This window comes from Xanthomonas pisi DSM 18956, from assembly GCF_001010415.1.
GTDB lineage: Bacteria > Pseudomonadota > Gammaproteobacteria > Xanthomonadales > Xanthomonadaceae > Xanthomonas > Xanthomonas pisi.
This window is the reverse complement of sequence record NZ_JPLE01000018.1, coordinates 1-6,344: the sequence shown is the minus strand read 5'-3', so window position 1 is coordinate 6,344 and position 6,344 is coordinate 1. Positions and strand designations below refer to the sequence as shown.

General features: G+C 64.4%; 7 protein-coding genes. All 7 read right to left on the bottom strand.

Annotation, left to right across the window (positions count from 1 at the left end; translation table 11 throughout):
• Positions 1–187: 187 nt before the first annotated feature.
• The gene (hslU, locus tag Y887_RS05580) at positions 188–1,555 is read right to left on the bottom strand and encodes an ATP-dependent protease ATPase subunit HslU (RefSeq protein ID WP_046963399.1); all 1,368 of its coding nucleotides are present in this window, start codon (positions 1,553–1,555) and stop codon (positions 188–190) included.
• A 100-nt stretch (positions 1,556–1,655) separates the two neighbouring features.
• Positions 1,656–2,207: an ATP-dependent protease subunit HslV gene (gene hslV / locus Y887_RS05575; RefSeq protein WP_005997221.1), complete on the bottom strand. Its 552-nt coding sequence runs from the start codon at positions 2,205–2,207 to the stop codon at positions 1,656–1,658.
• A gap of 868 nt (positions 2,208–3,075) precedes the next feature.
• Positions 3,076–3,984 carry a tyrosine recombinase XerC gene (xerC, locus tag Y887_RS05570; protein ID WP_046963398.1) on the bottom strand — a complete coding sequence of 303 codons (909 nt, stop codon included), beginning with the start codon at positions 3,982–3,984 and terminating at the stop codon, positions 3,076–3,078.
• 72 nt (positions 3,985–4,056) lie between these two features.
• A complete protein-coding gene (locus Y887_RS05565) occupies positions 4,057–4,728 on the bottom strand; it encodes a DUF484 family protein (RefSeq protein ID WP_046963400.1) in 672 nt (223 codons plus the stop codon).
• Positions 4,728–5,579 (bottom strand): diaminopimelate epimerase, encoded by an 852-nt coding sequence (gene dapF, locus Y887_RS05560; RefSeq protein WP_046963397.1) that lies wholly within the window; start codon positions 5,577–5,579, stop codon positions 4,728–4,730. Before dapF ends, Y887_RS05565 begins: the two co-directional genes overlap by 1 nt.
• Positions 5,569–5,823 carry an LPS translocon maturation chaperone LptM gene (gene lptM / locus Y887_RS05555; RefSeq protein ID WP_046963396.1) on the bottom strand — a complete coding sequence of 85 codons (255 nt, stop codon included), beginning with the start codon at positions 5,821–5,823 and terminating at the stop codon, positions 5,569–5,571. The genes dapF and lptM overlap by 11 nt, the downstream gene beginning before the upstream one ends.
• 39 nt (positions 5,824–5,862) lie before the next feature.
• Complete coding sequence (locus Y887_RS05550; protein ID WP_046963395.1) at positions 5,863–6,261, bottom strand: YbaN family protein; 399 nt, start codon at positions 6,259–6,261, stop codon at positions 5,863–5,865.
• Between the last annotated feature and the right edge of the window lie 83 nt (positions 6,262–6,344).

Genomic DNA, 6,344 nt, shown 5'->3' with positions numbered 1-6,344 from the left:
GGGTTTACGGCGTGTCCCGCAAGCGGTGAGGGCACCGCGCCCTCGACCGACTCAGCGTTTGACTGCATCTGACGGGATGCAACGGCCAAGCCACTGCATGCACCATTTCGTCATACGTTCCTGGTGCGCTCGGAATGCCTTCAATGTACCTGCGGATGCATTCGGCATCTGCGCAGGTACATTGCGATCAGAGGATGTAGCGACTCAGGTCCGGGTCCTGCACCAGCTCACCCAGCTGCGCGTCCACATAGGCCGCATCCACGGTGACGCTCTGGCCGTCGCGGTCCGGCGCTTCGTAACTCAGCACGTCGAGCAAGCGCTCGAGCACTGTGTGCAGACGCCGCGCCCCGATGTTTTCCTGCCGCTCGTTGACCTGCGCGGCGATCTCGGCCAGGCGGTCGACCGCGTCCGCGCCGAAGGTCAGCGTGACGCCTTCGGTCTGCAGCAAGGCTTCGTACTGCTTGATCAACGCGGCCTTGGGCTCGGTGAGAATGCGCACGAAATCGGCCTTGGTCAGCGCGGTCAGTTCCACCCGGATCGGGAAGCGGCCCTGCAACTCCGGAATCAGATCGCTGGGCTTTGCAAGATGGAAGGCGCCCGAGGCAATGAACAGGATATGGTCGGTCTTGACCGTGCCGTATTTGGTCGACACGTTGGAGCCCTCCACCAGCGGCAGCAGATCGCGCTGCACGCCTTCGCGACTCACATCGCCGCCGTTGGAACCGGCTTCGCCGCGCTTGGCGACCTTGTCGATTTCATCGATGAACACGATGCCGTGCTGCTCGCAGGCTTCGATCGCCGCTGCACGCACGTCGTCTTCATTGACCAGCTTGCCGGCTTCTTCCTCGATCAACAGCGGGCGCGCGGCCTTGATGGTGAGCTTGCGCTTTTGCGACTTGCCGCTGCCCAGGTTGGAAAACATCTGTCGCAGTTGCTGGCCCATTTCTTCCATGCCCGGCGGGGTCATGATGTCCATGCTGGCGTTGATCGCCACTTCCAGCTCGATCTCGCGCTCGTCCAGCTCGCCATTGCGCAGCATGCGGCGAAACTTGATGCGGGTGTCGTTGTCCTGCGATGACGGCTCGTTGCGCGCGGCTTCCGGATCGAAGCCAATACCGGCGGCGCGGCGTGGCAGCAGCGCATCCAGGATGCGGTCCTCGGCACGTTCTTCGGCCTGGTTGCGCACACGCACCTTGGCCTGCTCGCGGTACAACTTGACCGAGGTATCGGCCAGATCGCGGATGATCTGCTCCACGTCCTTGCCGACGTAACCCACTTCGGTAAAGCGCGTGGCTTCCACCTTGACGAACGGCGCATTGGCCAGGGTTGCCAGACGCCGCGCGATCTCGGTCTTGCCGACGCCGGTGGGGCCGATCATCAGGATGTTCTTGGGCATCACTTCGTTGCGCAGTTCTTCCGGCAACTGCATGCGCCGCCAGCGGTTGCGCAGCGCAATGGCCACCGCGCGCTTGGCGTCGTGCTGACCAACGATATGACGGTCGAGCTCCTGCACGATTTCGCGCGGAGTCATGGTGGCGGTATCGATATTAGGCATTGGGGATTCGGGATTCGTAAAAGCGGAGTAGGAACGATCGATGCATGTCCGGGCGCAGGAAAAGGAATGCTTTTGCCAATCCCCAATCCCACATCCCGATTCACAGCTCTTCGACCACCACGTTGCGATTGGTATAGATGCAGATATCGCCTGCGATATTGATCGCCTCGGTGGCGATGGTCTTGGCGTCCAGTTCGGTATGCGCCAGCAGCGCGCGTGCGGCCGACAAGGCGTAGGAGCCGCCGGAACCGATCGCGATGATGCCGTCTTCCGGCTCGATCACATCGCCGGTGCCGCTGATGATCAGCGAGGTCTCCTTGTCGGCTACCGCCAGCAATGCTTCGAGCTTGCCCAGGCGCCGCTCGGTGCGCCAATCCTTGGCCAACTCCACGGCGGCACGGGTCAATTGCCCATGCTTGTCGAGCTTGGCTTCGAACAGTTCGAACAGCGTAAATGCATCGGCGGCGGCACCGGCAAACCCGGCCAGGACCTGACCCTCGCGACCGAGCCGGCGCACCTTGCGCGCGTTGCCCTTCATGACGGTGTGGCCGAGCGTGACCTGGCCATCGCCCGCGACGGCGACGTGCCCACCACGCCGAACCGAAATGATGGTGGTGGCGTGAACGATGTTGGGATTCTGGCTGGGGTCCATGGGTCCTCCGGGGGTTTCCAAAGAGGTGGGGACGCCCCTGCCGGGTTCAAGCGGGATGCAACGAAGGAAGAAAGTGATGCCGGTGGTGCAGGTAGCAGGTAGCAGGTAACAGGTAGCGGGTGACCATTCGCCATTCGCCATTGGGCCATTGGGCCATTGGGCCATTGGGCCATCGGGCGAATGGAGATGGAGATGGAGATGGAGAATGGACAGGCGCGAAGTGCGCACACGCTGGCGGAGCGCACCGACCGCCACCCAAGCAGGTGACCGCATGCCATCCGTATAGCCCCTCTCCCGTCGGGAGAGGGATTGGGGTGAGGGTACGGCCGCTTCCATTGATTGCATGCCCAGTGAGTCAACACGCTCTACTGGTGACTTGTAGAGATGTCTCGAAAACAGCTGCGCTTCTCGCACCCATCATTGGAACGTCGCGCTGTTTAACCGCGCTTGCCTTGCGCGCGGCATTTGAACTTCAATGGGACACAGCGAACTCTGAGGTTCTCCAACTTTCCCAAGACGCCAAGCAGCGTCTGCACAGGGACCCTCACCCCACCCCCTCTCCCGAGGGGAGAAGGGCTAGAGCGGAGCAGCATTCCATGAGCTGCCAGCTAGCCGAGCACTGCTTTACCGCTGTGATGGCTTTACCGCTGTGATGGCCCAATCAACTGGACTGGGCCGCTAGCTGGACTGAGTTATCAACGGTGCTGGCTTTACCAGCGGTACTTGTCTTGCCAGCTACTGGCTTTACCAGCTGCATTGGCTCTATCAACGGCACCTATGCCGGACCGGGCCAGCACCAGCGTCTCGATCACAACAGCTGGCCGGCAGGCTGACGACATCTCTCACGCTCACGCGCAGACCCGCGCACTCATTCCGTCGCCTTCTTGCGCCTGGCACGCGGATGCGCGGCGTCGTAGACCTTGGCCAGGTGCTGGAAATCCAGGTGCGTATAGATCTGCGTGGTGGCGATATCGGAATGGCCGAGCAATTCCTGCACACCACGCAGATCGCCCGATGATTCCAGGATATGGCTGGCAAAACTATGCCGCAGCATGTGCGGGTGCACGTCCTTGAACATGCCTTGGCGCACCGCCAGTTGCTTGATGCGGATCTGCACGGCACGCTGCGAAATCGCGCCGCCGGCGCGTCCGGGGAAGACATGCGTCTCGGCACGCCCGCCACTGTCGCGCTGCCATTCGCGCAGGGCCGCAATCGCATGCGACCCCACCGGCACCAGGCGCTGCTTGCCGCCCTTGCCCAGCACCATCACCAGGCCGCTGGCCAGATCCAGATCGTGCCAGCGCAATGCGCATAGCTCGCTCAAGCGCAACCCCGAGGAATAGAACAGTTCCAGCAATGCGCGATCGCGCAAGCCCAGCGGCGCATCGGTCGGGACCTCGACCAGGCGTACGGCCTCATCGGCATCGAGCACCTGCGGCAGCTTGCGCGGCGCCTTGGGCGCACGCAACGCCGCCGCGGGGCTGGCCGCGATACGGCCGTGCTTGAGCAACCAGGCGTAATAGCTGCGGCATGCAGACAGGCGACGTTGCAGGCTCTTGGCGGACAGGCCGCGCCGGTGTTCTGCCGCAACAAACTGGCGCAGCTGCGCGCTGTCCAGCTGTGCGACGTCCGACCCAACCGCAACACCCGCAGCATCCTTCTGCTCGGCTGCCCAGCCCAGCAACGCGGCAAGATCGCGCCGATACGCATCCAGCGTGTGCGCCGACACCTGACGTTCGACCTGCAGATACGCCAGAAATCCTTCGACCGAGGACATCTCAGCTGTCCTGCCGCCGCCGCGACACTGCAGTGCACAGCAGGCCGCGCATTGCATGGCCTGCCACTGCCGTCATGCCGCGAAACGCTGCAGCGCCACGCCCAGCGACTCGCCCATCATGCGCAGAAACAAGGTGCCCATGCCGGGATAGAACCGGTTGGCATCGCTGCTGCCGACCGCAATCAGGCCGACGCCCGGCAACGGCAGCAACGCCGTGGATTGCACGGCATCCGCATGGTCGGCGTACAGCAGCGCGTGTTTTTCAGCCTGCAGCCGACCGCAGATCGGCTCGCCATCGCTCAGGCAATCGCGAAACGGGGCCAGCCGCGTATCGTCGGCGGCGATCACCTGCAACCAGTCGGCCTCCAGGCCGGCGACCGGCGCGAGCATGACCAGCCGCACCAGTTCGCCGTTGAAATCTTCTGCCAACGAGGCAGCCATCGCCTTCAGCGTATCGGCGGCCGTGGTCTGGCGCATCAGTGCCAGCGTGAGTTGGTGGGTACGCACCGCCAGCCGTTCATTGACCTGCGCATTGCTGCCCAGCTCGTGCAGGCGCCGCGACAGCTCGCGATTCTTGTCGCGCAACACTTCCAGCTGATAGGTCGCCAGCGATGCGGTAGGACCCTCGTCGCGCGGCACCAACAGGCTCACCGCCAGATCGGGGAATTGCTTGAGAAAGGTGGGATGGCGACGCAACCATGTTGCGACCTCGTGCGCACTGAACTTGTCCGTGTTCTCGCTCATCAGTTCCATTCTCCATCGAAGACGAACACCGCCGGGCCGGACATCACCACCTCCTGCGCATCGTCGGGCCAGCGAATGCGCAGCTCGCCGCCGGGCAACGACACCCGTACGTCGCGCTCGACGCGGCCGCGCTGCATCAGCACCACCGCAGCCGCACACGCACCGCTGCCGCAGGCCAACGTTTCGCCGACGCCGCGCTCGAAGACGCGCAGACGCACATGCGTGGGGTCCACCACCTGCGCGAACCCGACATTGACCGAATTGGGGAATGCGGCGTTTTGCTGCAGCAAGCTGCCCACACGTTCCACCGGGGCGGCGTCGACGCGGCCCACCTCCAGCACGGCATGCGGGTTACCCATCGACACTGCACCGAAGCGTACCGTCTCGCCGTGCACGGGCAGCGCGTATTCGTCGCGCGCATGCGCAAATCCGGCCAGCGGAATCTGCGTGGGCTCGAACTGCGGCACGCCCATGGCCACCGCATAGGTTCCCGCATCCACCTGCTCCACCGCATGTGCGGTGACCGGGCTGTCGATGATGAAGCGCTCGCCCTGCGCGGTTCCATCGCGCACCAGCCAGGCGGCGACGCAGCGTGCGCCGTTGCCGCATTGACGCGCTGCCGAGCCGTCGGAATTCCAGATGCCGTAGGCCGCCACTGCGCCTTCGCTGCGCGGGGCCTCGATGGTCAGGATCTGATCGCAGCCGACCCCGAAATGTCGATCTGCCAGGCGCGCTGCCAGTGCAGCATCCGGCGGAGGCGTGCCGTCGCGCAGGTCCAGCACCACGAAATCGTTGCCGGCGCCATGCATTTTGGTGAAACGCAGACGCTCGCTGCGACCGTCAGCGCTCATTGCCGCTGCTAGCGGGCTGGTCGGTGGTGGATGCGGGCTTGCTGTCGGTCTCCACCGGCGCAGGCGCAGGTGTGGACTCATCCAGCGGTTGCGGCGCATCCGGCGGCTGCGGCACGGGCTGGGCTTCCACCGGCACCGGCTTCTGCGGCATCACCAGCGGGCCCTTGTTGCCGCAGGCGGCAAGCAGGACAAAGGTCGCACCAACCAGTGCGAGACGAACGGAAGGTCGGGACATGATGCTCATGGACCGGAGTATAGCCAGAACACCCTGACTGCCGTGCGCTCAGTGCGGCGCTTGCAGCGCGCGCGGCGGCGGCTCCGGGCGCAGCCACAACCAGATCGCCACCACCGCCATGCTGCCGATCGACAGGCATTTCACCCAGAACACCGGCACGCACCACAGCATGATGCCGGCGCAGAGGGTCATCGTCAGCGTCGCCATCCACTTGGCCTTGCGACTGACCGCGCGATAGGTCTGCCACTCCACGATTGCCGGCCCGAAACGCGGATGCGACAGCAGCCACCCATGCAGGCGCTCGGACCCGCGCGACGCCGCCCAGGCCGAAATCAGGATGAACACCGTGGTCGGCAATCCCGGCACGAAGATCCCGACAATGCCGGTCGCCAGGCTGGCATACGCCAGCAACCACCAAGCCCAGCGAAATCGGTTCGGTCGCGTCATGCGCAAATGATACGACCAGCGGGCGCCGAGATGGTCCGGGCATCCCCTTCTCCCACCGGGAGAAGGGGCCCGAAGGGCGGATG